The organism is Massilia psychrophila (assembly GCF_002760665.1).
GTDB lineage: Bacteria > Pseudomonadota > Gammaproteobacteria > Burkholderiales > Burkholderiaceae_D > JAFCUW01.
In genome coordinates this window covers 1-26,363 of record NZ_PDOB01000023.1, presented here as the reverse complement: position 1 = coordinate 26,363, position 26,363 = coordinate 1, and the positions used below count along the sequence as shown (strand labels likewise).

The window sequence follows — 26,363 nt, the reverse complement described above, 5'->3', positions numbered from 1 at the left end:
ATCATGTGTATGGCCGATTGTGCGTATTCCCACGATAATGGTTGCCCGTAAGTATTATCCAGGCCACCATGAAACTTTTTCCCAATCTCCGTATCGGCACCCGTCTGGCAGCAGGCTTTGCCTTTGTCCTTTTGTTGTCGATTATTTCAACGTCCTATTCGCTGATTGCCGCGCGCAGTGCGGCCGAAGCGACCAAACGCATGACTGAGCAGCCGCTGGTCAAGGAACGGCTCGTGGCCGACTGGTACATGTACACCAGTACGGCCATCGTACGGACCTCGCTGATTGCCCGCAGCACTGACGAAACCTTGGCCACCACGTTCGCTAAACCGATCGCCGACAGCGTCACCCGGAGCACGGAACTGATCAAGCAGGTCGAAGCGCTGCTCACGAGCGATGAAGAAAAGGCGATCATGGCGGCGATCATTGCTGATCGCACCGGTTATCAGGCCGCCAAGGTAGAAGTAATGAACGCAAAAAAAGCCGGCGACGCAGAAACCAGCGCTCGCGTTTTCAATACGGTTTTCATGCCGGCGGCGGATCGCTATTCCGACAGGCTCAAGGCGCTCGTTGCCATGCAGCGCAAGTCGATCGACGATACCGCGCTGGCGCTGGATGCGACCAGCGCCCGCGCGTTCAAGCTACTGCTGCTGCTCGGCGTGCTGGTGGTGCTGATCGGCGCCACGTTCGCCTGGCTGATTTCGCGCAGCATCACCCGGCCGCTGCGGGCCGCGGTCAAGGTGGCCGAAACGGTCGCCAACGGCGACCTGAGCACTACCTTCGAGGCTGCCTCGCAAGACGAAATCGGCGAACTGATGCTGGCATTGAAGGCGATGAACGATTCGCTGTTCAACATCGTTTCGGAAGTGCAGCAGGGCACCCGCTCGATTGCGGTAGCGTCCAACGAAATTGCCGCCGGCAACCTCGACCTGTCCTCGCGCACAGAACAGCAAGCGGGCTCGCTCGAAGAAACCGCGGCGACGATGGAAGAACTGACGGCCACCGTACGCCAGAATGCCGACAACGCCGACCAGGCCAATCAGCTCGCGCTTGCCGCCTCGAGCGTCGCGGCCAGGGGTGGCGACATCGTCGGCAAGGTGGTCGACACGATGGGGGCGATCGAGGCATCGTCGCGCAAGATCGTCGACATCATCGGCGTCATCGACGGCATCGCCTTCCAGACCAACATCCTTGCGCTGAACGCGGCAGTGGAAGCGGCGCGTGCCGGCGAGCAGGGGCGCGGCTTCGCGGTGGTGGCGTCGGAGGTGCGCAATCTGGCGCAGCGTTCGGCAAGTGCGGCGAAAGAGATCAAGGACCTGATCGGCGACTCGGTCGGCCAGGTCAACATCGGCACCAAACTGGTCAAGGAAGCCGGCAGTACGATGCAAGACGTCGTCGACAGCGTGGCGCGGGTCAACGACATCATGTCCGAGATCACCTCGGCCAGCCAAGAACAGCGCACCGGCATCGACCAGGTCAATGAGGCAATCACGCAGATGGACCAGGTGACGCAGCAGAACGCGGCGCTGGTGGAAGAAGCGGCGGCGGCGGCGGCCAGCCTGAAGGAGCAGGCCGATGCGCTGGCCAGCGTGGCGGCGGGGTTCAAGCTGGCAGCCGAGGCGCCGGCCGGCCGCCGGCGGCCGGCTGCGGCGGCAGGCGAGCCGCGCCTGCGCATCGCGTAATTGCTACAACACCACTACCTTGCGAACCGTCATCCCCGCGTGCGCGAGGATGACGGTTCGCAAGGCAGGTAGTTCGACGTTGATTCAGTCGCCCAAAAACATCTGCTGCAAGTCGTTGAGAAAGCGCTGGCCAAGTTCGGTCGGCCGGATGATCTTGTGGTCAAGGTACAGCAGCCCCTTCGCCTCGGCCGCGTCGAGCATGGCGTCGATCGCATTGATGGCCATGCCGGTGCGCTCGCCGAACAGGTTCGGCGAAAACCCTGCCGTCAGGCGCAAGGTGTTGAGCATGAATTCGAAGCCCATGTCGGCGCGCGCGATTTCATGCTCTTCCTGCACCGGATTGCCGGCGCGCGCGGCGTTGATGAACGACTCCGGCTGCTTGTAGCGGACCTGGCGCAGCACCCGGTGCGGAAACGATATCTTCGAATGCGCGCCGGCCCCGATGCCGAGATAGTCGCCAAACTCCCAGTAATTAAGGTTGTGCTTCGCGCGCCGGCCCGGCTGCGCGTAAGCCGACACTTCGTAGTGGCCGTAGCCGGCAGCAAGGGTCACTTCGGCGATCATGTCCTGCATGTCGGCACTGGCGTCGTCGTCGGGCAGCACCGGCGGATACTTGGCGAACACCGTGTTCGGCTCCATCGTCAAATGGTACAGCGACAGATGCGGCGGCTTGAACGTCAGCGCGGTGTCGAGGTCGCGCCGCGCCTGGGCCAGTGTCTGGGTCGGCAGCGCATACATCAGGTCGAGGTTGAAATTGTCGAAGTTCGCCTGCGCGATTTCCACCGCGCGCATCGCCTCGTTGTCGTCGTGGATGCGGCCGAGCGCTTTCAGGTGATCGGCATTGAAGCTCTGGATGCCGATCGACAGCCGGTTCACGCCGCTGGCGCGGTAGGACTTGAATTTTTCGGCCTCGAACGTGCCGGGGTTCGCTTCCATGGTGATCTCGGCATCGAGGTCGAGCGGCAGCAAGGTGCGCACGTCCGACAGCAGCCGGTCGAGGCCCTCGGCCGACATCAGGCTTGGCGTGCCGCCGCCGATGAACACGGTGTAGATCTTGCGGCCCCAGATCAGCGGCAGCGACTGCTCGAGGTCAAGCCGCACGGCGTCGAGGTATTCCTGCTCGGGAAACTTACCGCGCGCCTCGTGCGAATTGAAGTCGCAGTACGGGCACTTGCGTACGCACCAGGGGAAATGAATGTAGAGCGACAGCGGCGGCAGCGCGGACAAATTTAGCGCGCCCGGTTTCAGGTACTGCAGGGCGCTGGCGGCGGGCGAACGCGGCGCGGTGTTCGGGGCCGTATTAGAAGCGGCGCCAACGACTTTGATCGGAATCATTTAAGCTTCCCGACCAGCGCGCGCAGCGCCTGGCCGCGGTGCGACAGCGCGTTTTTTTCAATCGATGACAGTTCGGCCACCGATTTGCCGAGCGACGCAATCCAGAAATGGGGATCGTAGCCAAAGCCATTGGCGCCGCGCGCGGTGGCGCTGATTTCGCCTGGCCAGACAGCGTCGGCGATCACCGGCTGCGGGTCGTCGGCGTGGCGCACGTAGACCAGCACGCAGTAGTAGTAGGCCGACTTGTCGGCGTGCGCGTCGAGGTCGGCGATCAGTTTCTGGTTATTGCGTGCGTCCGATTTCGGCTCGCCCGCATAGCGCGCCGACCATACGCCGGGGGCGCCGCCAAGGGCATTGACGCACACGCCCGAGTCGTCGGCCAGCGCCGGCAAGCCAGTCAGGCGGGCGGCGTGACGGGCTTTTTCAAGCGCGTTTTCGACAAAGGTGGCAAACGGTTCCGCGCACTCGGGCACGTTCAGTTCGCCTTGCGGGTGCAGTTCGAAACCGAGCGGGGCGAGGATCTGGCTGAATTCGTTGAGTTTGCCGGAATTGTTGGAGGCGAGGACGAGACGTTGGGTCATGGCAGCGGGGACTTGGGGGGGAGTTACCATTTTACCGCGGCTGGCAAAATGGGGTCCCCGCCTGCGCGAGGACGACGGTCTCTAGTTTAGCGATCGTCATATTCGTCGTCCTCGCGCACGCGGGGACCCAATTAGGTCCCGCATCCAAAGGTGTCGCAAAAGGGCGAATGGCCACAACTGACACGTCGTCCTCGCGAATGCGGGGACCCAGTTTTTCGCGAATATCGACAATGCCTGGCTTCGTCCGTTAAAAAGATGATCAACTAATCGGTCTCTAGTTTAGCGATCGTCATATTCGATTGGGTCCCCGCATCCGCGAGGACGACGTGATCATTGCGGCCATTTGACGTTTTGCGACATCCTCGAACCAGGGGACCCCCTTTCGTAGCGCTGCGATGCTAGCCCTACACTCCCAGCGCCTGCCGCTGCATCCTGCTTCGATGAAATGACCGGCCTCGGTCATCACCACGTTCATGTCGGTGTCGCAGCCGGAATCCTCGACGTAGGCTACACGCCGACCGAGATCGCGGCGACAAAACTTTTGACCGGCACCGGTGATCGAGGCGGTGCCGGTGCCGCCGCCGGCCTGGACGGTCTCTAGTTTAGCGATCGTCATATTCGATTGGGTCCCCGCATCCGCGAGGACGACGTGATCATTGCGGCCATTTGATGTTTTGCGACATCCTCGAACCAGGGCCCCCCCTTTCGTAGCGCTGCGATGCTATCCCTACACTCCCAGCGCCTGCCGCTGCATCCTGATCAAATCCGCAATCCCCCCCTGCGCCAGATCGAGCAGCCGGTCCATGCCGGCGCGATCAAAAGCGGCGCCTTCGGCCGTCCCCTGCACTTCGATGAAGTGACCGGCCTCGGTCATCACCACGTTCATGTCGGTGTCGCAGCCGGAATCCTCGACGTAGTCGAGGTCGAGCACGGGCATGCCCTGGTACACGCCGACCGATATCGCGGCGACAAAACTTTTGACCGGCACCGCCTCGATGGCGCCGCGCTCGCGCAGCTTTGAAAAGGCGTCGTAGGCCGCGACCATGGCGCCGGTGATCGAGGCGGTGCGGGTGCCGCCGTCGGCCTGGATGACGTCGCAGTCCAGGTGCAGCGTGCGCTCGCCAAATGCTTCCAGGTCGAAGGCGGCGCGCAGCGAACGGCCGATCAGGCGCTGGATCTCCTGGGTGCGGCCGGACTGCTTGCCGCGCGCCGCTTCGCGGTCCATGCGGGTGTGGGTCGAACGCGGCAGCATGCCGTATTCGGCCGTCAGCCAGCCTTGCCCTTTGCCCTTCAGGAAGCCGGGCACCTTGTCTTCGATGCTGGCGGTGCAAATGACAATGGTGTCGCCGCATTCGATCAGCACCGATCCTTCGGCATGTTTGGTGTACTGGCGAGTGAGGCGAATATCGCGCAACTGGTCTACGGCGCGAGCGCTCGGGCGTGCTGCAAATGTCATGGTGGTCCTTGAGTTAAAGATAGGAAGCGATGATGTTATTTATTTAAGTAGCTGCGACGAGCGCTCGATGGCGCCGCGGATCTCGGCGATCGCCTTTTCGATCTCGTCGTCGGAAAAAGCGTCCACTTCATGCGGCCCCTCCGGCTCGGGCGTGCTCGGGATGGTGGTGCTGACGAGGTCTTCGGGCAGCATCTGGGTCGAGATCACGGTGGCCATGTCGGCGGTGACGGTGGACGGCGACTCGACGTCCGGCGAACCCTGCCACATGATCGCCAGCGCGGTCGTGTTGTCGGCTGTCGCGCCGGCGATGGTGGTGGCCATGTTGATCAGTTCCGGCACGGCACGCACGATAGTTTGAGTGGCCAGCCGGTGCACGATCTCTTCGTCGGGCAGCATCGACCATAGCCCGTCGGAGCACAGCAGCAGCACGTCGCCCGGTTGCAGGCTGGCCTGGCTTGCCACCTCGATCTTGGGCAAGGTTCCGGCGCCGATGCAGTTGTACAGCTTGTTGCGGTCGGGGTGGGTGGCGCGCTCGGACGGCTTGGCCTGTCCCTTGGCGATCAGGTGCTCGATGTGCGAATGGTCGCGCGTGCGGCCGAGCACCTGGCCGCGCCGCATCCAGTACAGACGCGAGTCGCCGCAGTGCGCCCAGATCGCCGTGTTGTGCTGGATCAGGCAGGCCACCACGGTGGTGCGCGGGGTGTCGGGCAGCGCGTGTTCGGCGCGGTAGCGGTGAATTTCATGGTGCGCCGCCAGGAACGCCTCCTGCAGGAAGCAGGCCGGCTTTTTGACGTACGGCGTGGCCTGCTTCTGGAACAGCGCCGAGATGGTTTGCATCATGATGGTGGCGGCCATCTCGCCGCGCAGGTGGCCGCCCATGCCGTCGGCCAGCACCAGCAGCAGCGCGTCGCGGGTGAAGCTGTAGCCCATCCGGTCCTGGTTGACCTTGCGGCCACCGATGTGGCTCTGCTGGTAGACTGAAAACTGCATCGTGCCTGGCTCCGTGATATGGGTTAGTCGGCGGTTTTCTTGCGGCCCGGCCCAAGCACGCGGCTGACCAGCGCGCGCCACTGGCCGGTCAGCTTGTCGGCCGGCCGGCCTGGGGCCGCAGGCGGCATCGCCATCTGCAGCACCTTCTGCAGTGCGAACACACTTTGCGGACGCGCCAGCGGATCGAGTTCCAGGCACGAGCGCACCATCCGTACCAGGTCGGGCGAATAGGCGGCGTCCAGCGCGGCGTAGTGCGGTGCCATCTTGTCGTCCTGCCGGCGCAGGTCGGCCGGCTGCGGCGGCGCGCCCGCCATGCAGGCGAACATTGCCGCGCCCATGCTGTAGATGTCCGACCACGGCCCCAGCGCGCCGGCCTTCGAGTACAGTTCGGGCGGGGCGAAGCCGGGGGTGTACATCGGCGTGAGCTTGGGCACGTCGGCGTTGATGGTCTGGCGGGCGGCGCCGAAGTCGAGCAGGATCGGGGTGCCATCGGTGCGCAAATAGATGTTGGCCGGCTTCAGGTCCAGGTGCAGCAGCTTGTTGGCGTGGACTTCGCGCAGCCCGTTACAGGCGCCGGCAAAGACCTGGCGAATGAAGGCTTCGCCTAAGCGGCTGCCCTTGGCGCTCAGGCGCGCGATGTGCTCCTGCAGCGAGTGGCCCGACTCGTAGGCCATCACCATGTAGACGGTCTCGTTGGCGCGGAAGAAGTTCAGCACGCGCACGACGTTCGGATGGGCGATCAGCGCGAGCGAGCGGCCTTCCTCGAAAAAGCACTTGAGGCCGATGCGAAACACCGGCAGGTTGGCCTTGGCGACGACCGGGATCAGCTCGCCCGGCTGGCGCAAGGCGAGCGCGCTGGGGAGGTATTCCTTGATGGCGACGGCGTTGCCGTCACCGTCATAAGCGAGATATACAATACTGAACCCACCAGACGCAATTTTCTTTACAATGCGATATCCACCAATTTCCAGCCCATCGGGCAAGGGAGCGTTGTTTTGTGCAGCCATAAAGGGTTCCTTGCTTAACACGGCGATTGTGTGGATAAATGTCTGCTTTGTAAAGAAGAGATAAAAAAACCGGGGACTCCATTGAGCATTTCAAGCATGACAGGTTACGCGGTCGCCACCAGCGAAGGCGCCGCCGGCACACTCACGATCGAGATCAAGAGCGTCAACTCGCGCTTCCTTGACCTGCAGTTCCGTATCAACGACGAGCTGCGCGCCCTCGAGCCGGACCTGCGTGCTGCAATCATGGCCGCGATTCAGCGCGGCAAAGTCGAGGCGCGCCTGAGCTTCGGGCGTAAGGTGGCCGGCGCCTCGCAGGCGCTCAATGCGACGCTGCTGGCCGACCTGGCGCGGCTGCAAACCGAAGTCGCCCGCCATTTCGTCTCGGCGCCGGTGATGACGGTGGCCGAACTGCTGCGCTGGCCCGGCGTGATCGAAGAGGCCCATATCGGCCAGGAGTCGCTGCAGCTTGACGTCGCCGCTCTCACCACGCGCACCGTCGCCGCCTTCATCGACAGCCGCCGGCGCGAAGGCGCGGCCCTGGAGGCGATGCTGCTCACCCGCATCGACGCGATGGACGTCATCGTCAAGCGGATATCGCCCTTGATCCCGCAGGTGATCGCCCAGTTCCAGCAAAAAGCGGTCGAGCGCATGCAGGACGCCTTGGGGCTGGCCGGCCACGGCAACCCGTCGACATTGACGCGCCAGGAAGTGTTCGAGCGGATCCGCCAGGAAGTAACGTTGTACGGCATCCGCATCGACGTTTCGGAAGAATTGTCGCGCCTGTGCGCCCACCTGAACGAGACGCGCCACATTCTCAACAAAGGCGGCCAGGTCGGCAAGCGGCTCGACTTCATGATGCAGGAACTGAACCGCGAAGCGAACACGCTGGGCGCCAAGGCCTCTGTCAAGGAACTGGCCGATGCCTCGATGGAACTCAAACTGCTCATCGAGCAGATGCGCGAACAGGTGCAAAACCTGGAATGATCAATAAAATTTGAATTGTAAGCTTCGACCCAAGGAATCTCATGAGCATCCACCCCGCCCTCGCCGGCAGCCTGTTCGTCGTCGCGGCGCCGTCGGGCGCAGGTAAATCGACCCTGGTCAACGCCTTGCTGGCACAGGAACCCGGCATCAAGCTGTCGATCTCGACCACCACGCGCGCGCCGCGTCCGGGCGAGCATCACGGCCGCGAATACTTCTTCACAACGCCCGAAGATTTTGTTGCCCGCGCCGACGCCGGCGAGTTCCTCGAATGGGCCGAAGTGCACGGCAACTACTACGGCACCTCGCGCCTGCTGGTCGAAAAGGAAATGAAGACCGGTATCGATATTTTGCTCGAGATCGACTGGCAGGGCGCGCGCCAGGTGCGTAAGCTGTTCCCGGACGCGGCCGGCATCTTCATTTTACCGCCGTCGATCGCCGCACTCGAAGAGCGCTTGTACAAGCGCGGCCAGGACCAACCGCACGTCATTACCAAGCGCCTGCTGGCCGCCGGCGGCGAGATCGCTCACGCTCCGGAGTTCGAGTATGCTATCATCAATGAAGAGTTTCACGTCGCTTTGTCCGAGATGAGCGCGATTGTCAGAGCGACACGTGCCCGGTTTCCACAGCAAGCCGCACGTAACGCCTCGCTGTTTGCCCAATTCGGCATCCATGCGTCGCAGTCGTGATCGCCCAGTCCCGGCACACCCCCCACCAGATCAGGAGTAATAATGGCCCGCATTACCATTGAAGATTGCTTGAAGCAAATCCCTAACCGTTTCCAGTTGACCCTGGCCGCAACCTATCGCGCGCGTCAGTTACTGCAGGGCCACACCCCGAAGGTGGACGCCAAGGACAAGCCGACCGTCGTTGCCCTGCGCGAAATCGCCGCCGGCAAAGTCGGCATCGAGATGCTCAAAAAGGTCCCGATGTAAGTCGGGCCGTGCCTTATGTGTCGATCCGCCATTCTGGTATCCTTTCATCACACTGCGGCTGATTGACATTGCGTATGAACCTGACCACACCGGATTTGACACCCACGCACACGCCCAAGACCCGGGCGTCGCGCGCAGCGTCGAAGTTGCAAGACAGCGCCACGGCGGCGCCCGCGCCGGTGGTCGCCTCGGTCACCCTGCTGGTCAACAAGCTGGCCGAATACCTCTCCCCGTCCGAACTGAAGAAAGTCAAGGAAGCATATCGTTTTTCCGACGAGATGCACCTCGGCCAGGTCCGCAGGTCGGGCGAACCCTACATTGTCCATCCGATCGCGGTCGCCGAAATCTGCGCCGACTGGAAACTCGACGCCCAGGCCATCATGGCCGCGCTGCTGCACGACGTGATGGAAGACCAGGACGTCAAGAAGGAAGAGCTGATCGAACGCTTCGGCGCGCCGGTCGCCACCCTCGTCGATGGCCTGTCGAAGCTGGAAAAAATCGAATTCCAGAGCCTGATCGAAGCGCAGGCGGAAAACTTCCGCAAAATGCTGCTGGCGATGGCGTCGGACGTGCGCGTCATCCTCATCAAGCTGGCCGACCGCCTGCACAACATGCGCACGCTCGAGCACATGGCGCCGGCCAAGAAACGCCGCATCGCCGCCGAGACGATGGAAGTGTACGTGCCGATCGCCCATCGCCTTGGCCTGAACAACATCTACCGCGAGCTGCAGGACCTGGCGTTTTCACACCTGTACCCGATGCGCTACCGGACGCTGGCAAAAGCGGTCAAGGCGGCGCGCGGCAACCGCCGCGAAGTGGTCAAGAAGATCCTCGAATCGGTCAAGAACACGCTGGCGGCGGCTGAACTGGCGGCCGAGGTGTACGGGCGTGAAAAGACGCTGTACGGCATCTACCGGAAAATGCGCAGCAAGCACCTGTCGTTCTCGCAAGTGCTCGACGTCTACGGCTTTCGGGTGGTGGTCGAGAACTTCGCCGGCTGCTACGCGGCGCTGGGCACGCTGCACGGGCTGTACAAGCCGATGCCGGGCAAGTTCAAGGATTACATCGCGATCCGCAAGCTCAACGGCTACCAGTCGCTGCACACGACCCTGATCGGCCCGTACGGCACCCCGGTCGAATTCCAGATCCGCACCCAGGAAATGCACCGCACTGCCGAATCGGGCGTGGCTGCGCACTGGCTGTACAAAAACGGCGACTCGAACCTGACTGACCTGCAGCAGCGTACCCACAGCTGGTTGCAGTCGCTGCTCGACATCCAGCTGCAAACGGGCGACTCGGCCGAATTCCTCGAGCACGTCAAAGTCGACCTGTTTCCCGACTCGGTCTATGTGTTCACGCCAAAGTCGAAAATCATTGCGCTGCCGCGCGGCGCCACCGCGCTCGACTTCGCCTACAACATCCATACCGGCATCGGCGACCATACCGTCTCGGTGGCGATCAACAACGAGCAAGCGCCGCTGCGCACCGAGCTGCACAATGGCGACATCGTCGAAATCGTCACCGATCCCGATTCGCGCCCGAGCCCGACGTGGCTCAGTTTTGTGCGTACCGGCAAGGCCCGTTCGGCGATTCGCCATCACCTGCGCACCATCAACCTGAACGAATCGGTCGAGCTGGGCCAGGAACTGCTGGCGCAGGCCCTTATGGCGCTCAACATCAATCCCGACCTGCCGCAGCCGACCATCGAAAAACTGCTCAACGAATCGTCGGCCAAGTCGATGGACGAGCTGTATGCTGAAATCGGCATCGGCAAGCGCATGGCCGCGCTGGTGGCACGCCACATCTTCGGCCTGATCGACGACGAGCCCGGCATGCTGCCCTCGAGCCACCATCATCACCTGATCCCGGCCGAACTCGACCCGGTCACCATCTATGGCAGCGAAGGCGTGTCGGTGCAGCTGGCGCCGTGTTGCCTGCCGATCCCGGGCGACCAGATCGTCGGCCAGCTGCGCCGCGACCAGGGCCTGGTGGTGCATACCAGTGACTGCATGCCGGCCAAACGCATGCGCATGAAGGAGCCGGAGCGCTGGATCGCGGTCCAGTGGGGCAACGAGCTGAACCGCCGTTTCGACTGTCGCATCCGGCTCTTGATCAACAACGAAAAAGGCATTCTCGCCCGTGTTGCCGCCGAGATCGGCGAGTCCGACACCAACATCAGCTACGTCGGCATGGACGAGGACGAAGAACACGTGATGACCCAGTTGCGCTTCACGATCCAGGTCAAGGACCGGGTCCACCTGGCCCACCTGATCCGCAACCTGCGCGGCGTGGCCGGCGTGACCCGGGTCGAGCGCGAACGGGCCTGAGCGGCGCGCCTGCGCGCCGTTTTTTCCTTTCACGCCACACCGAAACGCTTGACTGGGAATCTGGCGGGCAAACCGCATCCCTGATTTCGGCTGCACAAGCGCTGCAGCAGTAACCCGCACCCCACATGCTTACAAATCCAGTTCAATCCACGTCGGCGCATGGTCGCTGGGCTTGTCCCACCCCCGCACGTCACGGTCGACGCCGGCAGCTTTTAACGCCGGCGCCAGCGACGGGCTCAGCAGCAGGTGGTCGATGCGCAGCCCGGCGTCGCGCCCGTAGGCATTGCGAAAGTAATCCCAGAAGGTATAGATGGTCTGGTCCGGATGCATGGTGCGCAGCGCGTCACGCCAGCCCTGGCCCATCAGCCGTCCGAATGCTTCGCGCGTTTCGGGCCGGAACAGCGCGTCGTTGACCCAGCGCTCCGGCTTGTAGGCATCGAGCTCGGTCGGGATGACGTTGAAGTCGCCGGCCAGCACCACCTTCTGGCCGCTTTCGATCAGGTCGGCGGCGCGGATGATCAGCCGTTCCATCCACGCCAGCTTGTAGTCGAACTTCGGGCCGGGCGCGGGATTGCCGTTCGGCAGGTACAGGCCGGCGATCAGCACGCCATTGACCGTCGCCTCGATGTAGCGGCTTTGCGCATCCTCCGGGTCGCCCGCCAGGCCGCGACCCACTTCCACCGGTGTCGTTCCACGCGCTAGGATCGCCACGCCGTTCCAGCTTTTCTGGCCGTGCCAGATGGCTTCGTAACCCACGTCCTTGATCGCCGCCTCGGGAAATTTTTCCTGCGGCGCCTTCAATTCCTGCAGGCAGGCGACATCGGGCTGCTTTTCTTGCAGCCATTGCAGCAGTGCCGGCAGCCGGCTGGAGATACCATTGACGTTGTAAGTGGCGATGCGCATGTTGGTCCCGGGGTTATTCGCGAAGTCCTCTATTGAAACAAAAAATGGCGCAATTTGCCACACGAATACCGCCGGACCGGGCTCAGCGCTGCTGGCCAAACGGCTACAATGTTATGCTCCTGCCCGCCCGCATTCTATTTTGTACGCGGCAATCAACCATGGAAAGCCGGCGACAGTTGGACAATGCAGACAACCCGCACCGCGACAGCATGTTGTTGCCAATACTTGCGCTGCTGGGAAGCCAGGTTTCCGTCAACCTGGGCGCGGCGGTCGCCAAGAATCTGTTCGGTGTCATCGGCGTCGAAGCGATCACGGCTTTTCGCGTCGGCTTCTCCGCACTGTTACTGCTGGCAATCTTCCGGCCGTGGCGTTTCCGTTTGACCGGCCGCGACGTCGTCAACCTGCTGGTGTATGGCACGGTGATGGGCATGATGAACCTGCTGATCTACCGCGCTTTCGAGCGCATCCCGATCGGCATCGCGGTAGCGATCGAAGTGACCGGCCCGCTCGCGGTGGCGCTGCTGTCGTCGCGCCGCCCGCGCAACATCGCCGCTTGCGCGCTGGCCGGCTTCGGCCTGTACCTGCTGTTGCCCATACACAGCGGCGACGCCGGCCGGGTCGACCCGGCCGGCGTCGCTTACGCCTTCGGCGCGGCGGCGTGCTGGGCGCTGTACATCGTGTTCGGCAAGCGCGCGTCGAGCTTGCGGGGCGGCCAGGCGGTGGCGTGGGGCATGCTGGTCGCTTCGCTGTTCATCGTGCCGCTCGGCGCCTTCCATGTTGATGCGTCGGTGCTGACGCCGGCCATCGTGCTGGTCGGTTTGGCGATTGCCGTGCTGTCGAGCGCGCTGCCGTATTCGCTGGAAATTGTCGCGCTGCGCGGCTTGCCGCAGGGGCTGTTCGGCATGCTCAGCAGCGCCGCGCCCGCCATCAGCGCCCTCGCCGCCATGCTGGTCCTCGGCGAACGCTTGAATGCCATGCAATGGATCGCGATTGGCTGCATCGTGGTGGCGTCAGCCGGATCAGCCACGTTAGCGCGCCGCAAGTAAGCGGTTCATCACGCCGTCCATCACGATCTTCATGATGCCGTCATCTGGCCTGCGCGCGCAGGTGCGCCAGATCGGCCGAATACAGCGCATGCGCGTCGCGGGTGGTGCTGGAGGCGAGCGCCAGCGCGACCTGCCGGAATGTGCTGCGCGATGAAATCGTGCGGTCGAGGCTGACGTCACCGGAACGCCACCGCCGTACGATGGTTGTGACGCGATCTGGGCACGCTGCTCCTGCTCCTGCTCCTGCTCGACTGCTAAGTACTCGTCGAGAAATAAATGTGAGGTTTTGGCAAACAGAACCGGATGCGATGCAAGGCGGTCGGTGCGCCGCAGTGCGAGCACTGCAAGCAGCGGCCAACACAGCAGCGCGGCGGTTATGGACGCCAAAATGCACATTTATTTTTTGGCGGGTACTTAGCTAGGCATCATGCCGGCCTCGGTGTCCTTGCCGGCCCTTTGGCAAAATCATGAAACGCATGTCTTGTCTTGGTGAGTCGGTGAAAAAAATCAATCCGGCGCCGGCGCCGGATAGGCGACGCTGAGGATTTCGAGCTCTTCCGGCCCCAGCGGCGTCTGTAACGTCACCACGTCGCCCTCGCGCGCCTTGGTCATCGCCCGCGCCACCGGCGACACCCAGCTGATCTTGCCCCGCAAAGGATCGAGCTCGTCGATGCCGACGATAGTCACCGTGTGGGCTTCGCCGGCGCCGTTGCGGTAGCCGACGGTGGCGCCGAAAAACACCTGATCGTTGCCATGGTGGACCGACGGATCGACGATCGCGGCCGAGTCCATGCGGCGAGTCAAAAAGCGGATGCGGCCGTCAATCTGGCGCAGCCTGCGCTTGCCGTAAATATAGTCGCCGTTTTCCGAGCGGTCGCCATTCGAGGCGGCCCAGTGGACAATGCGCACCACTTCCGGCCGGTCGACGTCGATCAGTTGCAGCAACTCGTCCTTGATGCGCTGGTAACCGGCCGGCGTGATGTAGTTTTTCGCACCGGCCGGGATCGCCTGCGCCAAGGCCAGCGCGTCCTCGTCGTCCTCGTTGTCCGACTCTTTGACAAAAGCTTTATTCATCAAACCATTGTAACAATAAAAAAGCAAAGACAAGGGCCGGCGGGCTTCCTGTCCGGCATGTCGGCGCCGATAGTTTTGACGTATCATGGCCGCAATGAAACGCTCCCGCACATTGCGCAACCGGCTCCTCTCGCCCCTGGTGTACCTGGCGGCGCTGATCTTGTTGTTCGAAGACTGGTTGTGGGACCTCGGCCTGCGCCCGGTCAGGCTGGTGGCGGCGTGGCCGCCGCTTAACGCCCTCGAGCGGCGCGTCGCCGCGCTGCCGCCCTACGGTGCGCTGTGCGTTTTTGTGCTGCCGGCCGTGCTGTTACTGCCGGTCAAGATCCTGGCGCTGCTGGCGATTACCAGCGGTCACCCATTTTCAGGCGTGGCGGTGACCATCCTCGCCAAAATCGGCGGCGCGACGCTGGTGGCCCGGCTCTACATCCTGACGCGGCCCAAGCTGGTGACGCTGGCGTGGTTCGCGCATTGGCACGGCAAGTTCATGGACTGGAAGAATGTCTGGGTCGGCCGCCTTAAAGCGAGCGCTGCGTTTCGCCGCGTCAGCATGGTCTCGGCCATGCTGCGCGCTAGCGCCCGCCGCGCCCTGGCGCGGTTGCGGCCGCACGGCATCGGCGAGCGCCATGCGAGCCGTCCGGTGCGCATGCTGCGCCGCCTTATCGCGATCTGGCGCGCGCGCCACCGATGAAGTTTTTTTCCATAAATTTTGCTTAACACGATGAACAGCCACACCCCGCCATCCACTCGCGAGGCAGCCCTGATCGATGCGCTCGCGCTGTACCAGGCCCGCTTCAACGCCATCGTCAGCAACACGCCGGGGCTGGTCTACCAGTTCGTGCTGGGCGCCGACGGCACGGTCAGCTTTCCCTATCTGAGCGAAGGCTGCGCCGCCCTGCTCGGCCTGGGCGCGGCGGCGCTGCAGCAGGAACCGCGGAAGTTTTTCGGCCTGATCCTGCCGGAAGACAGCCGCGCTTACGTCGACTCGATGCATGCGTCGGCTGGCGCGCTGTCGAGCTGGAACTGGGAAGGCCGGATCTGGGTCGATGCCTGGAAGGACGTCAAGTGGATCAACCTGCGGTCGACCCCGCGCCGGCTGCCGGGCCATCCCGGCAGCGTCCAGTGGGAAGGCATCATGACCAACATCACCGCCAGCAAGCTGGCCCAGCTCGAAGTGACCGACTCGCGCGCCGGCCTGGCCGAGCTGACCGCCCACATCGAGGACGTCAAGGAGCAGGAGCGTACCCGCATCGCGCGCGAGATCCACGACGATTTGGGCGGCAACCTGACTGCGATCAAGATGGCGCTGGCGATGCTGGCGCGGCGCCTGCCGGCCGACCAGCCGCAACTGGCCGACAAGGCCGCATATGTCGATGCGCTGGTCGACCGCACGATCGAGGCGGTGCACCGCATCTCGCTCGACCTGCGCCCGTCGATGCTCGATTTCGGCATCGTCGCCGCCCTCGAATGGCAGGTCGGGGAATTCGAAAAGCAGATGGGGTTTGCGTGCAGTTTTACGTCGAGCGAAAAAGACATCGACCTGGGCGCCGACCACGCCATTGCACTGTTTCGCATCTTCCAGGAGGCGTTGACGAACATCGCCAAGCACGCCGGCGCCACCCGGGTGACGGTGGCGCTGCAGCGGCGGCGCCATCACGTCGCCTTGACGATCACCGACAACGGCGTCGGCATCGCCGCCGGCGACCGCCAGAAGCCCGGTTCCTTCGGCCTGCGCGGCATGAGCGAACGGGCGCGCGCGCTGGGCGGCACAATGGCCTTGTCGCGCGCACCCGGAGGTGGCACCATTGTGACGATCGAGGTCAAATTGACCGCCGCGGCCGCGGAACCGCACCCATAATGCACACAAACCCGTACACAAATTCGTAACCAATCGCACCAATGACCGAAAAAACCACCATCCGCGTCTTTATCGCCGACGATCACGCCATCGTGCGCGAAGGCCTCAAGCAGATCCTCGCCGAGTCGCGCGACATCATCGTCGCCGGCGAGGCCGAAAACGGCGTCGACGCCATCAAGCTGTTCCGCAAAGCCAAGTGCCACGTCATGCTGCTCGACATCTCGATGCCCGACCGCAGCGGCATCGACGTTTTAAAACAGCTCAAGAAGGAGCATCCCGAGATGGCGGTATTGATGCTGTCGATGCACCGCGAGGACCAGTACGCGATCCGCTCGCTGAAGGCCGGGGCGGCCGGCTACCTGACCAAGCAGAGCGCGCCGCAGGAATTGGTGGTGGCGATCCGCCAGGTTGCGGCCGGCCAGAAGTACGTCAGCGCCGCGCTGGCGCAGGAACTGGCCAGCCAGCTCGGCGACGGCTACGATGGCGCGCCCCACGAGGCGCTGTCGGACCGCGAATACCAGACCCTGACGATGATCGCCTCGGGCAAGACGGTCAGCGCGATCGCCGAGGAATTGTCGCTGTCGGTCAAGACCATCAGCGAATACCGCTCCCGCCTGCTGGTCAAGATGAAGCTCAAGAACAGCGCCGAGCTGACCCATTACGCGATCAAGAACCAGCTGATCGAGTAATAGCGGCGTGGCCAGGCGGTTTCAAGTACCAATCAGCATCCGGCATTTTTTAATGCCCCGGAGTAAATCAACTTTTCGGCCTCTGTTCGAACGATGAAATCCGGCAAAATAGAATTATCGTTATGGCAACCGAATCATCCTGAGTCCTTGTCGCCCGCGCCATGTCCCTGCCACCCGCCACCCCGCCAGCCGCCGCCGCGCCACCCGGCCAGAACCCCGCCGACATCGCGCGCGAAGCGTTCCGCCGTCTGGCCACGCGCCGCATCGCGCCGACGCCCGATGCCTACCGCGACATCTACAATGAAATCGCCGGCGTGCGCAGAGAGCCGGCGCCGGCCGGCGCAGAAATCGTCCTCACCGGCTTCGCCACCAAGCTGTCCGACACCCCCGGCGAACTGGCCGAATTCGGCCGCCGTTTCAACCGTGCCGTCAAGTCGCGCGACTGGGATGCTTATGCGCGCAGCCTGTCGCAACTGGTGGAAAAGCATTTTCGCAAATCCAGTCCGGTCGGGGTCGGGGTCGGGCTCATTGCCGCCGACGAGAATGGCGAATCGAAGCAGTTGCGTGACCTGCTGAGCCGCACGCTGACGTTCGCCGTCGCCTCGCTGCTGGACGGTTCGCCCACCCTGGTGAGCGAAGCCGAGTCGCTCGGCGCCGCCGTCAAGCTGGCCCATGGCGACGAGGCGCTGGGCGAAATCGCCGCCCGCCTCAAGCAGCTGTGTTATCAGATCGAAATCAAGAGCGGCGACGTCGCCGAGCAGCAAGAATTGTTGCTGCGCCTATTCAAGCTGCTGCTGGAAAACGTCAGCAGCCTGCTCGATGACGACAGCTGGCTGCGCGGCCAGATCGACGCGGTGCAGGAACTGATTGCCGCGCCGATGAACCAGCGCGCGCTGGAAGACGCCACGCGCAGTTTAAAAGACGTGATCTACAAGCAGAGCCAGCTCAAGCACAGCCTGGCGGACGTCAAGATCACCGTCAAGAACATGATGATGACGTTCATCGACCGCTTGGGTTCGGTCGCGGCCAGCACCGGCGACTTCCATGAAAAGATCGGCGGTTTTTCGGAAAAAATCAGCCGCGCCGACAATATCCAGGATCTCAACGTGGTGCTTGGCGACGTGCTGCGCGAAACCCGGCTGGTGCAGGCCGAGGCGCTCAACTCGCGCGACCGCATGATTGCAGCGCGCCAGGAAGTGCACGAAGCCGAGCAGCGCATCGTGTCGCTGGAGGCGGAGCTGCGTCACATGAGCGAACTGGTGCGCGAAGACCAACTGACGGGCAGCCTGAACCGGCGTGGGCTCGACGACGTGTTCGAACGCGAGACCGCCCGCTCGGACCGGCGCGGCACGCCGCTGTGCCTGGCGATGCTCGACCTCGACGACTTCAAGCGCCTCAACGACACCTACGGCCACCAGGCCGGCGACGCCGCCCTTAAGCACCTGGTGCGCATCGTCAAGGACACCTTGCGTTCGATGGACGTGATCGCCCGTTTCGGCGGCGAGGAATTCCTCATCCTGCTGCCCGAGACCACCGTCGAGGCGGCGGCGCAGACGATGACGCGGCTGCAGCGCGAACTGACCCAGCACTTCTTCCTGCACGAGAACGAAAAACTGCTGATCACGTTTTCGGCCGGCGTCGCGCTGCGCATCCCGAACGAGGAGCAGGCCGCGCTGGTGGCGCGCGCCGACCAGGCCATGTACCGGGCCAAGGAGGCTGGCAAGAACCGGGTGATGGTGGCCGAGTAATCTCGCCTCTATAATACCGCAGCCAACAAACCGCCCTCGCCGGCTAATGCCGTTCAGTTAAGCAGGTTTTCGCAGAACCCGCACGGCATAGCGGTTTGGTTTGGCCTTGACGGCCCGGTCGTATTTACGATCAGGCCGTTCGTCATTGAGGAGACCAACCAACCTTTCACGCAGGTGCTTCATCGAAGCGGGCAGCTTGCCGTAGGACCTGGTGACGGCAGCCCAGTGGAGCTCGAACTGGATCAGGTGAAATGCGCGGATGAAGCTCACTTCGGTCGGGTCGCATTTGACAGTCAGCGCCGCTTTGGCAATTTCCAGGCGGATCAGGTTGTAGCCGATCAGGGTGCCCCAGATTTCCTGATACACGCCGTCGACCGTTTTCGAACGCAAGGTCAACGCTGTTCCCAACATTGTTTGCTTGAGCTCGCGGTAACTCGTCTCGATTCCCCAGCGTCTGTCGTAAATGCGTGCGATGTCGGCCGGTTTATAGCGCCGCCGGTCACGCAATGAAGTGAGCAAGACGCGCTTGCGCGCTTGCTGATCGACGATGGTGATGGCACGCGCTTCCCAGAATTTGGGCAACTCAAGGCATTTCGCCCGAGCCTGGGGCGACACGCGCATGCTGACAATGCAATCGTCGCCGTCGCCCTCGATCACTTCCCACCGGGTATTCGATTTGGCAGGAATGATGAAGTGGCGATCAGGGCCGGTGCGGGTCAGCCCGCATAGAATTTCCGCCGAAAGAAAACCGCGCTCGAACACGGTGAGCGATTCATCTGGCACCTCCGCGATCAGCTGCTTCGCGTACAGCATTTCATTGGTGCCGTAAGGACCGAATGCGGCACTGTGAACGACATGCGTGGGCAGCGCGGTGAGCGTGACGCCGCGCACTTGCGGATAGCTGGCGACGGCGCCACTGGAATAGAGCTGCGCGCCGAAGTGGGCGCGGTTGTCGGCCGTGTCGTGGGTGCGCAACGTAGTACCATCCATGGCAAACAGTTGCAGCCCTTTAAACAGGTACACCCGCCGATCTTGCCCGCTCCAATGTCAAGCCGAATGCTCGAACAACCACTTCAATGGGTCGGCGCCGAGACGCTGGCGCGCCTACGCCACTGCACTCTTGCTGACAAAAGGGGTTTGCGCATTAGGCACGGCCAGCCCAAGCTCATCGAGCACTTCGCTGATCGATTTGTGGCGGTACAGCGCCAACGCAACCATCAACCATCAACCATCAACCAGACTACCTGCTCGGCTGGCAAACGCCGATGGCGGATGCTCGTTGCCTCGGTGCTTTGCACAGCCTGTTCGATCCACTCAAACGGCAAGTGTTTTCCGAGTCGCCGCCAGTCAGGGGACTCGAGATGATTGGTAAGAAAATGAAGGGTGTCGTCGAACATTGCGACGAAGGTTAACAGCGTGCTGCGGCGTTTACAACCAATAAATAAAAAATGCCGTTCAGCTTAACTGAACGGCATTAGCCCTTGCCGGCGGTTTTTTTCGGCTGTCTCATTGCCGCGCGTTGAAAGCCGCGTTATACCGACGCACCGACAATGGAGTCCTCGCGTGTGCGCCGCCGCGCCCATCGCCTATCGCCCATCGCCCCCGGGCTCCGTCGCCTGTCGCCCATCGCTTGTCGCCCTGGCGCACGCGGGGATCCAATTTTTTGCGTGCGCGACGGCGAGACAAATTCTTCAGCATAAGCAGTAGCATGGTTTTTTTACGGGCACCGTTCAGCGTGCCCTCGTCGACCGTCAATTACCTGAATTAAACGACAACAAACGGTCGCTGCCAGGTCTCTTTTCGAGGCCGTAAGGCCGAAAAATAAAATTATTTTCGCCCTAAAGTTCCCGTTACCGCTGTCGCTTAAGCGCACCGAACGGGCCAAATCTGAGTGTGAAAACGCAGAATTATTATTGTTTTCTGCTATCAACTTTTTACAAAGACCGACGTTACCAGATTCAACTGCGGTGTGATTGTCCCGGAAGATTGGGACACACCAAGGTGAACAGCGGCACGTCGCCCCCCCGAAATACCCAGTTTGGAGAAGTATCATGGCAGCTTTTATCAACACCAACACCGCATCCCTGAACTCGCAGCGCAACCTGAGCACGTCGCAAACCGCACTGACCACGTCGCTCCAGCGCCTGTCGTCCGGCTTGCGTATCAACAGCGCAAAAGACGATGCGGCTGGCCTGGCAATTTCCGAGCGTATGACGTCACAGATCCGCGGTAACGATCAAGCGGCACGCAACGCCAACGACGGCATCTCGCTGGCTCAAACGGCCGAGGGCGACTTGGCGCAGATCGGTACCAACTTGCAGCGTATCCGCGAACTGGCTGTCCAGTCGTCGAACGCTAGTAACAGCGCCAGCGACCGTGCCGCACTGAACAACGAAGCAACCTCGTTGATCGCGGAGATCGACCGTGTCGCTTCGAGCTCCTCGTTCAACGGCAACAAACTGCTCGACGGTTCGTTCACTTCGCAGTCGTTTCAGGTTGGCGCCAACAATACCGCCAACGACCGCATCAACATCTCATCCATCGCCAGCGCCAAATCGAGCAGCCTCGGAGTTGGATCGAATTCAAGCTACTCGGCTACCGTTCCCAGCGTGGCAATAACCTCTGGCACCTCACTGACGACCGGCGGCCTGACCATCAATGGCTACAACGTTGGCGCATCAGTCACGGACGGCGTCTCGGTAGCAGCTGGCGCCGCTGGCAGCGCGCTGGCAAAGGCAAATGCGATCAATGCCGTTACAGGCTCAACCGGCGTAACCGCTTCTGTGACGGGTGCGAGCTTGACGAATACAGCGACAGCTATTGGAGGCGCGTTCAGCTTGACTGCCAACGGCGTGACTGTGGCAGGCACTGCAACGGCGAACGCCACTGTTGGCGCCAGCGAAGTCGCAGCCGCATTCAACGCCGTTTCAGCCCAGACAGGCATTACCGCCACTGTCAGCGGCGCAACCTACACTCTTGCAGCGGCCGATGGGCGCAACATCGACATCGTTGCAGGTACCGCTGGTAGTACCGGCGCAACTGCGGGCACGACCTACGGGACGGTTTCACTGAGCTCCGACTCGGCCGCTGGCATCACGCTCGGCGGGACACAGGCAACGGTAGCGATCATCGGTGCGGCCGCTGGAACAACTGCGGCGACCGCGTCCGCTGGCTCTGGCATGTCCGCGCTGAATCTGAAAACGGCCGCGGGCGCACAGGCTGCGCTTTCCACGATCGATACCGCATTGGCGACAGTGAACAACTCGCGCGCTTCGCTCGGCGCTTACCAAAACCGTTTCGCTTCGGTGGTCAGCAGCCTGCAAACGACGTCGGAAAACTTGTCTGCTTCGCGCAGCCGGATTCAGGATGCCGACTTCGCCAAAGAGACCGCTTCGCTGACGCGCGGCCAGATCTTGCAACAGGCCGGTACCGCCATGCTGGCACAGGCAAACTCGCTGCCAAACGGCGTGCTGGCACTGCTGCGCGGCTAATCAGCAATTTAGCTTTATTTGAACCCGGCCCGGTTTTCCCCGGCCGGGTTTTTTCCATTCAAGGGCAATCATGGATATCCAACCATTCGCAACGACCACCCAGGCAGCCGCCGCGCGCGCGGCCGACCTGGCGCCACAGGCCGTCGTCAGCAAAAAAGCCGGCGTCGACCCGGCGCAAAAAGTAAAAGAAGCGCAGCAGGCAAACCCGGTTCCCAGCGAGGACCAGGTCACGCAAGCGCTCAAGAGCATCAACGACCTGCTGCAGTCGCGCTCACCGGATCTGGAATTTTCGGTCGACAAGGACAGCGACCGCACTATCGTCAAGGTCGTCGACAAGAAGACGCTGGAAGTCATTCGCCAGATGCCGTCGGAAGAGGCGCTGCAAATTGCCAAGGCGCTCGATCGCCTGCAAAGCATGCTGATCAGGCAAACCGCCTAAACGCGCGCGTCGGAACAGACGGGTAATTCCCCCTCTAAAGTCCGATTAAACGGCGCCGTTAATAAGTTATATTCAAGTCTTTCGTGGGAGTCAACAGTGGGTCTTTCCTCTGCAGGCATCGGTTCCAATCTGGATGTCGATGGCATTGTCAGCAAGCTTATGTCAGTGGAGCAACAGCCACTGAGGAAGCTTGCCAAACAAGAAGCGAGCTATCAGGCGAAACTGTCGGGCTTCGGTACGCTTAAAGGTGCGCTCTCGCAATTCCAGACCTCGGTACGTGGCCTGGCCGACATCAGCAAGTTTCAAGGGGTGCGCGTTACCACGGCCGATCCCACCATCGCCACTGCCAACGCCTCGGCCACTGCCGTGCCGGGCAACTACGCCTTGAAGGTGACGCAGGTGGCGCAAGCACAAAAGCTGGTCGCCGCCGGCACCTTCAGTGACATCGCGCCGGTCGGCAAGGGCGTAATCAGTTTCGACTTCGGCACCGTCAGCGCCGGCAGCTTTGACGCCGTTACCGGCAAGTACACCGGCGCCACTTTTACCACTTCCGGCTCCGGGGTCAAGACGGTCACCATCGACGCGACCAATGACTCGCTGGCAGGCGTACGCGACGCCATCAACAAGGCCGGCGCCGGCGTCACTGCTACCATTGTCAACGATGGTGGCAGCACGCCGTACCGGCTGGCGCTGACGTCGGACAAGACCGGCGAAGCGATGAGCATGAAAATCGCCGTGACCAACACCGAGGCCGACACCGGCCTGTCGGCACTATTGAACCACGACCCGGCGAGTGCGCAGGCGCTGGTGCAGACCAGCACTGCGCAGAATGCCAAATTCACCATCGACGGCATTGCCGTGTCGAAGGCGACCAATACGGTCAGCGACGTGATCGGCGGCGTCACGCTGAACCTGCTCAAGACCAATCCCGATACTGCCACCGCGCTCACCATCGCGCGCGACACGGCGTCGGTGACGACCGCAGTGAACGCCTTCGTCAAGGCATACAACGACATCAGCCAGAACCTGCTCGACGCTGCCGCCTACAATCCGGCCACCAAGCAGGCAGCGATCCTCAATGGCGAAGCGTCCGTGCGCGCCATGCAGGGCCAGGTGCGCAGCGTGCTGTCGACCTCGGTGGCAGGCGGCGCCGGCGTTTTTTCGCGCCTCTCGGACATCGGTGTGACGATGCAAAAAGACGGACTGCTGGGCGTCGACAGTACCAAGCTGTCAGCAGCGATCAGCAGCAATTTCAACGATTTTTCCGGTCTGTTTGCAGCGATCGGCAAGAGCAGCGACAGTCTGATCGGCTATTCGGGATTTTCGCCGGCCACCAAGCCGGGCGCCTACGACGTCGTCGTGTCACAACTGGCCACCAAGGGCAGCACCAGCGGCACCGGTGTCGCCGGGAAGACAATCGGAGCGGGCAACGACACGCTCGACGTGATGCTCAATGGTCTCACAGCGACAATCAAACTGACACAAAAAACGTATGCCAGCGCAGCCGATCTGGCCGCCGAAGTGCAATCGAAAATTAACGGCGCGGCCGCATTTTCCACCGTCGGGGCGGCCGTCGTCGTGACCGAATCGGGCGGCGCCCTGACGATCGCGTCGACAAAATATGGCTCTGCGTCGAAAGTGAGCATCACCGGCGGTACTGGCCAGACCTACCTCAACCTGCCTACCGGCGGCGTCACTGAGCTGGCCGGCGCCGATGTGCAGGGCACAATTAATGGATTGCCTGCCGGAGGAAACGGCCAATTGCTTACGAGCAACAGCGGCGATTCCTCTGGCCTGGCGCTATCGATCGCCGGCGGCGCTTTGGGGGCGCGCGGCAAGCTCAATTTTTCGCAGGGCTATGCGCACCAGTTCGACAAGTTGACCACCGCGATGCTGGCCACCGCCGGCCCGCTGTCTGCGCGGACTGACGGCATTGCAGCCTCTATCAAGGGCTTGGACAAAGCCCAGGCCGACATGAGCGCGCGCCTGGCCGTGACGGAAAAGCGCTATCGTGCCCAATTTACCGCGCTGGACCTGACCATCAGCAAAATGAATACCACCAGTTCTTTCTTGAGCCAGCAGCTGGCGCAGTTCGCCAACCTCGCTTCGCAGTAATCAGTTAACAGAAAAGGAAACGTCCATGTTTGGATCGTCGCATAAGGGAGCCAACGCCTACGCCAAGGTCGGCCTCGAGACCGGGGTCGTCGCCTCGAACCCGCACAAGCTGATCGTAATGCTGTTCGACGGCGCGCTGGTCGCCATGCGCGACGCCGCCGTCCACATGAAAGCGGGCGAAATCGAGAAGAAGGGCAACGCGATTTCGAAAGCCATCATGATCGTCGAAAATGGCCTTCGCGCCAGCCTCGACAAGGACGCCGGCGGCCAGATCGCCCACAGCCTCGACGCGCTGTACGACTACATTGGACGCCGTTTGCTGACGGCCAATCTGACCAACGATAGCGCCATCCTCGACGAGGTGCACGCCCTGCTGGCCGACCTCAAAGGCGCATGGGAAGCGATCGGCGACAGCGCCAAGCCGGTCGCCGCCGCCGCCGCGCCGCCGCGGCCGATGGCCTACGACAGCCTCACCCCACGAAGCGCCTCTTTTGTGAGTGCCGGATAATGATGAATAGTGACCAAGTAATTTCGCTGTACGAAACCGTCTCCGACCTGACCGGCCAGATGCTGCAGGCTGCGCAGTTGCGCGACTGGGAAAACCTGGTCGTGCTCGAGTCGCACTGCGCCAGCCACATCCAATGCCTGAAGGATGGCGAGCCAATTGTCGCGCTGACCGGCGACAAGCGCGCGCGCAAGGTCAGAATCATCCACCAGATCCTTGCGCACGATCGCGAGATCCGTAACCTGACCACGCCGTGGATGGCCGAACTGGCGTCCCTGATCAACAGCACCAGCGCCTCGCGCAAGCTGTCGACAGCGTACGGCGTGTAGGCGCGCCTGGCCACCATGCCCGCCAGCGCGGACGTTGATGCCGGCGCCGGCATGGGCGCGGCATGATTCCGGGCGTTGACACGATCACCGTCGCGCCGGTCGGCCGGGTCGCCGCGACGGTCGGGCTTGACGCAGTCGGCGACGCCCGCCAGCAGGATTTCCAGCGCGCCCTTGCCGGCCTGGTCGGCAAGTCGATGCCGGCCGAAGTGATCTCGCGCCTGACCGACGGCAGTTTCCTGGTCCGCGTTGCCGACACCCCGGCGCGCATGGTGCTGCCGCAGCAGCAGCACCAGCAGCAGCCTCTGCTACCGGGCGCCGCGATCGCGCTGACGCTGGTGTCGCTGACGCCGCGCCCCACCTTTCAATTGACCAACGCGCCGACATCGGCCGCCATCCCCGCCTTTGTCGATCGTCACTCCCCGCCTGACGCGGAACTGTACACGCCGTCAGCCGGCATGGCCAAGGCCGGCGCCTTGCAGCGCACTGCTGCCCTGCCCGGCGAGGCGGCGCCGGCCAACGCGCCGGCCGCGCCTGACTCGGCCAGCAGCCAGGCGACCCTGAGTGCCGCCGCCCGTGTCATCAGCAGCGTGCTCGGCGCCGCGGCTCGCTCGGAACACCCGCAAACGTCGATCGTCGCGCCGCTGCCGCTGCTGGCGCAAGTGCCGACCGACCCGGCCAAGCTGGCGGCGCAGCTGAAAGACGCCATCGGCGCCAGCGGCCTGTTCTACGAATCGCACGTGGCCGAATGGTCGGCCGGCAAGCGGCCGCTGGCGCAGTTGCAGCGCGAGCCGCAGATGCAGCGCGCATTGACGGCCGCGGCCGCGCCCGAGCCGGCGCAAGTCACCGCGCCGCCCGGTAGCGCGCCGGCGCCGGCC

24 protein-coding genes and 2 pseudogenes are annotated in these 26,363 nt (G+C 62.8%); 16 read left to right on the top strand and 10 right to left on the bottom strand.

The features are described 5' to 3' along the window. The first annotated feature begins 68 nt into the window (after positions 1-68). On the top strand, positions 69-1,682 hold the full coding sequence (locus CR103_RS14300; protein ID WP_099916647.1) for a methyl-accepting chemotaxis protein: 1,614 nt from the start codon (positions 69-71) through the stop codon (positions 1,680-1,682). An 84-nt stretch (positions 1,683-1,766) separates the two neighbouring features. On the opposite strand, the gene hemW is transcribed toward CR103_RS14300, so the two are convergent. The 6 genes from hemW to CR103_RS14270 form a co-directional block, all read right to left on the bottom strand. Beyond that, the gene (hemW, locus tag CR103_RS14295) at positions 1,767-3,017 is read right to left on the bottom strand and encodes a radical SAM family heme chaperone HemW (RefSeq protein WP_099916646.1); all 1,251 of its coding nucleotides are present in this window, start codon (positions 3,015-3,017) and stop codon (positions 1,767-1,769) included. Next, a complete protein-coding gene (gene rdgB, locus CR103_RS14290; protein WP_099916645.1) occupies positions 3,014-3,598 on the bottom strand; it encodes an RdgB/HAM1 family non-canonical purine NTP pyrophosphatase in 585 nt (194 codons plus the stop codon). Before rdgB ends, hemW begins: the two co-directional genes overlap by 4 nt. Positions 3,599-3,887: 289 nt before the next feature. Next, positions 3,888-4,214 (bottom strand): hypothetical protein, encoded by a 327-nt coding sequence (locus tag CR103_RS24155; RefSeq protein WP_370659445.1) that lies wholly within the window; start codon positions 4,212-4,214, stop codon positions 3,888-3,890. A 111-nt stretch (positions 4,215-4,325) separates the two neighbouring features. Further along, positions 4,326-5,054: a ribonuclease PH gene (gene rph, locus CR103_RS14280; protein WP_099916644.1), complete on the bottom strand. Its 729-nt coding sequence runs from the start codon at positions 5,052-5,054 to the stop codon at positions 4,326-4,328. Between the two features lie 39 nt (positions 5,055-5,093). After that, positions 5,094-6,044, bottom strand: a complete 951-nt coding sequence (locus CR103_RS14275) for a PP2C family protein-serine/threonine phosphatase (RefSeq protein WP_099916643.1) — start codon at positions 6,042-6,044, stop codon at positions 5,094-5,096. Between the two features lie 23 nt (positions 6,045-6,067). Further along, positions 6,068-7,051, bottom strand: coding sequence for a serine/threonine protein kinase (locus tag CR103_RS14270; RefSeq protein WP_099916642.1), 984 nt, complete (start codon positions 7,049-7,051; stop codon positions 6,068-6,070). Positions 7,052-7,147: 96 nt separating this feature from the next. On the opposite strand from CR103_RS14270, the gene CR103_RS14265 reads away from it, so the two are divergent. The 4 genes from CR103_RS14265 (at position 7,148) to CR103_RS14250 (ending at position 11,294) form a co-directional block, all read left to right on the top strand. Next, the gene (locus CR103_RS14265; RefSeq protein ID WP_099916641.1) at positions 7,148-8,035 is read left to right on the top strand and encodes a YicC/YloC family endoribonuclease; all 888 of its coding nucleotides are present in this window, start codon (positions 7,148-7,150) and stop codon (positions 8,033-8,035) included. A 41-nt stretch (positions 8,036-8,076) separates the two neighbouring features. Beyond that, entirely contained in the window at positions 8,077-8,721 is a 645-nt protein-coding gene (gene gmk, locus CR103_RS14260; protein WP_099916640.1) for a guanylate kinase, read from the top strand. A 42-nt stretch (positions 8,722-8,763) separates the two neighbouring features. After that, positions 8,764-8,967, top strand: a complete 204-nt coding sequence (rpoZ, locus tag CR103_RS14255; protein WP_094441537.1) for a DNA-directed RNA polymerase subunit omega — start codon at positions 8,764-8,766, stop codon at positions 8,965-8,967. Positions 8,968-9,041: 74 nt separating this feature from the next. After that, positions 9,042-11,294, top strand: coding sequence for a RelA/SpoT family protein (locus tag CR103_RS14250; protein ID WP_099916639.1), 2,253 nt, complete (start codon positions 9,042-9,044; stop codon positions 11,292-11,294). Between the two features lie 129 nt (positions 11,295-11,423). Here the strand turns inward: CR103_RS14250 and xth are convergent, their stop codons facing one another. After that, positions 11,424-12,197, bottom strand: a complete 774-nt coding sequence (xth, locus tag CR103_RS14245; protein WP_099916638.1) for an exodeoxyribonuclease III — start codon at positions 12,195-12,197, stop codon at positions 11,424-11,426. 209 nt (positions 12,198-12,406) lie between these two features. Between xth and CR103_RS14240 the strand changes: the two genes are divergently transcribed. Continuing rightward, a complete protein-coding gene (locus tag CR103_RS14240) occupies positions 12,407-13,243 on the top strand; it encodes an EamA family transporter (protein ID WP_099916684.1) in 837 nt (278 codons plus the stop codon). On the opposite strand, the gene CR103_RS14235 is transcribed toward CR103_RS14240, so the two are convergent. Both CR103_RS14235 and greB read right to left on the bottom strand, forming a co-directional pair. Then, positions 13,226-13,639, bottom strand: coding sequence for a hypothetical protein (locus tag CR103_RS14235; protein ID WP_099916637.1), 414 nt, complete (start codon positions 13,637-13,639; stop codon positions 13,226-13,228). The genes CR103_RS14240 and CR103_RS14235 overlap by 18 nt on opposite strands. A gap of 111 nt (positions 13,640-13,750) precedes the next feature. Next, entirely contained in the window at positions 13,751-14,317 is a 567-nt protein-coding gene (greB, locus tag CR103_RS14230; RefSeq protein WP_099916636.1) for a transcription elongation factor GreB, read from the bottom strand. A 94-nt stretch (positions 14,318-14,411) separates the two neighbouring features. On the opposite strand from greB, the gene CR103_RS14225 reads away from it, so the two are divergent. The 4 genes from CR103_RS14225 to CR103_RS14210 all read left to right on the top strand — a co-directional run bounded on the left by CR103_RS14225 (position 14,412) and on the right by CR103_RS14210 (position 18,609). Continuing rightward, a complete protein-coding gene (locus tag CR103_RS14225) occupies positions 14,412-15,005 on the top strand; it encodes a hypothetical protein (RefSeq protein WP_099916683.1) in 594 nt (197 codons plus the stop codon). 30 nt (positions 15,006-15,035) lie between these two features. Further along, entirely contained in the window at positions 15,036-16,172 is a 1,137-nt protein-coding gene (locus CR103_RS14220) for a sensor histidine kinase (protein WP_099916635.1), read from the top strand. A gap of 41 nt (positions 16,173-16,213) precedes the next feature. Continuing rightward, a complete protein-coding gene (locus CR103_RS14215; RefSeq protein WP_099916634.1) occupies positions 16,214-16,861 on the top strand; it encodes a response regulator in 648 nt (215 codons plus the stop codon). Positions 16,862-17,022: 161 nt separating this feature from the next. After that, complete coding sequence (locus CR103_RS14210; RefSeq protein ID WP_099916633.1) at positions 17,023-18,609, top strand: GGDEF domain-containing protein; 1,587 nt, start codon at positions 17,023-17,025, stop codon at positions 18,607-18,609. A 57-nt stretch (positions 18,610-18,666) separates the two neighbouring features. On the opposite strand, the pseudogene CR103_RS14205 reads toward CR103_RS14210, so the two are convergent. After that, positions 18,667-20,006: pseudogene (locus tag CR103_RS14205) on the bottom strand (IS4 family transposase). A gap of 576 nt (positions 20,007-20,582) precedes the next feature. Between CR103_RS14205 and CR103_RS14200 the strand changes: the two are divergent. The 6 genes and pseudogenes from CR103_RS14200 to CR103_RS14175 all read left to right on the top strand — a co-directional run. Then, on the top strand, positions 20,583-22,100 hold the full coding sequence (locus CR103_RS14200; RefSeq protein WP_307719711.1) for a flagellin N-terminal helical domain-containing protein: 1,518 nt from the start codon (positions 20,583-20,585) through the stop codon (positions 22,098-22,100). 70 nt (positions 22,101-22,170) lie between these two features. Continuing rightward, positions 22,171-22,539 (top strand): flagellar protein FlaG, encoded by a 369-nt coding sequence (locus CR103_RS14195; protein WP_099916631.1) that lies wholly within the window; start codon positions 22,171-22,173, stop codon positions 22,537-22,539. Between the two features lie 96 nt (positions 22,540-22,635). Then, on the top strand, positions 22,636-24,654 hold the full coding sequence (gene fliD, locus CR103_RS14190) for a flagellar filament capping protein FliD (RefSeq protein ID WP_099916630.1): 2,019 nt from the start codon (positions 22,636-22,638) through the stop codon (positions 24,652-24,654). Between the two features lie 25 nt (positions 24,655-24,679). Beyond that, positions 24,680-25,162 carry a flagellar export chaperone FliS gene (gene fliS / locus CR103_RS14185; RefSeq protein ID WP_099916629.1) on the top strand — a complete coding sequence of 161 codons (483 nt, stop codon included), beginning with the start codon at positions 24,680-24,682 and terminating at the stop codon, positions 25,160-25,162. 2 nt (positions 25,163-25,164) lie between these two features. Then, a complete protein-coding gene (locus CR103_RS14180; RefSeq protein WP_099916682.1) occupies positions 25,165-25,488 on the top strand; it encodes a flagellar protein FliT in 324 nt (107 codons plus the stop codon). Positions 25,489-25,550: 62 nt separating this feature from the next. After that, a pseudogene (locus CR103_RS14175) lies at positions 25,551-26,363 on the top strand (hypothetical protein); the annotation flags it as partial.

Coding starts and splice junctions, on each gene's coding strand:
- CR103_RS14300 (WP_099916647.1), top strand. CDS start 69: ATGAAACTTTTTCCCAATCTCCGTATCGGCACCCGTCTGGCAGCAGGC.
- hemW (WP_099916646.1), bottom strand. CDS start 3,017: ATGATTCCGATCAAAGTCGTTGGCGCCGCTTCTAATACGGCCCCGAAC.
- rdgB (WP_099916645.1), bottom strand. CDS start 3,598: ATGACCCAACGTCTCGTCCTCGCCTCCAACAATTCCGGCAAACTCAAC.
- CR103_RS24155 (WP_370659445.1), bottom strand. CDS start 4,214: ATGACGATCGCTAAACTAGAGACCGTCCAGGCCGGCGGCGGCACCGGC.
- rph (WP_099916644.1), bottom strand. CDS start 5,054: ATGACATTTGCAGCACGCCCGAGCGCTCGCGCCGTAGACCAGTTGCGC.
- CR103_RS14275 (WP_099916643.1), bottom strand. CDS start 6,044: ATGCAGTTTTCAGTCTACCAGCAGAGCCACATCGGTGGCCGCAAGGTC.
- CR103_RS14270 (WP_099916642.1), bottom strand. CDS start 7,051: ATGGCTGCACAAAACAACGCTCCCTTGCCCGATGGGCTGGAAATTGGT.
- CR103_RS14265 (WP_099916641.1), top strand. CDS start 7,148: ATGACAGGTTACGCGGTCGCCACCAGCGAAGGCGCCGCCGGCACACTC.
- gmk (WP_099916640.1), top strand. CDS start 8,077: ATGAGCATCCACCCCGCCCTCGCCGGCAGCCTGTTCGTCGTCGCGGCG.
- rpoZ (WP_094441537.1), top strand. CDS start 8,764: ATGGCCCGCATTACCATTGAAGATTGCTTGAAGCAAATCCCTAACCGT.
- CR103_RS14250 (WP_099916639.1), top strand. CDS start 9,042: ATGAACCTGACCACACCGGATTTGACACCCACGCACACGCCCAAGACC.
- xth (WP_099916638.1), bottom strand. CDS start 12,197: ATGCGCATCGCCACTTACAACGTCAATGGTATCTCCAGCCGGCTGCCG.
- CR103_RS14240 (WP_099916684.1), top strand. CDS start 12,407: ATGTTGTTGCCAATACTTGCGCTGCTGGGAAGCCAGGTTTCCGTCAAC.
- CR103_RS14235 (WP_099916637.1), bottom strand. CDS start 13,639: ATGTGCATTTTGGCGTCCATAACCGCCGCGCTGCTGTGTTGGCCGCTG.
- greB (WP_099916636.1), bottom strand. CDS start 14,317: ATGAATAAAGCTTTTGTCAAAGAGTCGGACAACGAGGACGACGAGGAC.
- CR103_RS14225 (WP_099916683.1), top strand. CDS start 14,412: ATGAAACGCTCCCGCACATTGCGCAACCGGCTCCTCTCGCCCCTGGTG.
- CR103_RS14220 (WP_099916635.1), top strand. CDS start 15,036: ATGAACAGCCACACCCCGCCATCCACTCGCGAGGCAGCCCTGATCGAT.
- CR103_RS14215 (WP_099916634.1), top strand. CDS start 16,214: ATGACCGAAAAAACCACCATCCGCGTCTTTATCGCCGACGATCACGCC.
- CR103_RS14210 (WP_099916633.1), top strand. CDS start 17,023: ATGTCCCTGCCACCCGCCACCCCGCCAGCCGCCGCCGCGCCACCCGGC.
- CR103_RS14195 (WP_099916631.1), top strand. CDS start 22,171: ATGGATATCCAACCATTCGCAACGACCACCCAGGCAGCCGCCGCGCGC.
- fliS (WP_099916629.1), top strand. CDS start 24,680: ATGTTTGGATCGTCGCATAAGGGAGCCAACGCCTACGCCAAGGTCGGC.
- CR103_RS14180 (WP_099916682.1), top strand. CDS start 25,165: ATGAATAGTGACCAAGTAATTTCGCTGTACGAAACCGTCTCCGACCTG.